Annotated in this window: 2 protein-coding genes; both read left to right on the plus strand. The window is 44.9% G+C overall.

Annotation, left to right across the window (positions count from 1 at the left end; translation table 11 throughout):
* The first annotated feature begins 24 nt into the window (after positions 1-24).
* Positions 25-183, plus strand: coding sequence for a hypothetical protein (locus ACFIL8_RS11215; RefSeq protein WP_375625823.1), 159 nt, complete (start codon positions 25-27; stop codon positions 181-183).
* 13 nt (positions 184-196) lie between these two features.
* Positions 197-862, plus strand: a complete 666-nt coding sequence (locus ACFIL8_RS11220; RefSeq protein ID WP_375612619.1) for a lysozyme — start codon at positions 197-199, stop codon at positions 860-862.
* The last annotated feature ends 35 nt before the right edge of the window (positions 863-897 follow it).

Here is an 897-nt window from a genome sequence, read left to right on the forward strand (position 1 = left end):
GGCGGTAAATGTAAGGGTTCTATCATGGGGCAGGGTGGTGAGAGTTACAAAGGTGGTAACGGTGGTAGAGGTGGTAAAGAATGTGGCGGCGGCGGCGGTGGATATTTTGATGGGAAACACGGAAGCGACAAAATTGGCGGCGACGGCGGTGATGGAGCAGTACTCATAAAGGTATATTTATAAGGTGAATTGAACAATGGCACGGAAAATAAGTAAAGACTGTTTATACTGTTTAAAAAAGTGGGAAGGTTTGCGCTTGCAGGCTTATCAAGATGCTTCTGGCATATGGACGATTGGTTATGGTCATACGAAAAAAGCCGGTCAACCAACAGTTGTTGAGGGTATGGTGATTACAGAAAAAAAAGCTGAAAACATGCTTTTAGCAGATTTGCGGCAATATGAGAGGGCGGTAGAAAAAGCAGTTTGTGTGAATTTAAGCGACGAGCAGTTCGGCGCTCTTGTTTCCTTTTGTTATAATGTGGGTATTGCAGCTTTCCAAAACTCTACATTGCTTAAAAGGCTTAATCGGGGGGATTATGAAGCGGTACCAACCGAATTGCAGAAATGGACCAAAGCGGGAGGCAAACGTTTACAAGGTCTCGTACACCGGCGTGTAGCAGAGGCAGGGCTATGGGCGAAAGGGGCTTATGTTTCTTCTAATTATCAAACAGTAGAAACGAAACAACCAACAGGGTTTCTCAAAGCAGAAGCATTGGCACCGATTATTGGTTCTTTCTCAGGTCTTGGTGGGTTTTTAGCGGGCAATGGACCAATCCAATGGGCTTTAGCCGCCATTATGGTTTTAGCGGCATGTACTGGCATTTTCTTTGTTGCTAAACGCTTTCAGGAGCACCGCCTATGATCTTATGGATGAAAAGAAACTTGATGGTAACAGGT

It is taken from the genome of Bartonella sp. AP57NXGY (assembly GCF_042195805.1).
Taxonomy (GTDB): Bacteria; Pseudomonadota; Alphaproteobacteria; order Rhizobiales; family Rhizobiaceae; genus Bartonella.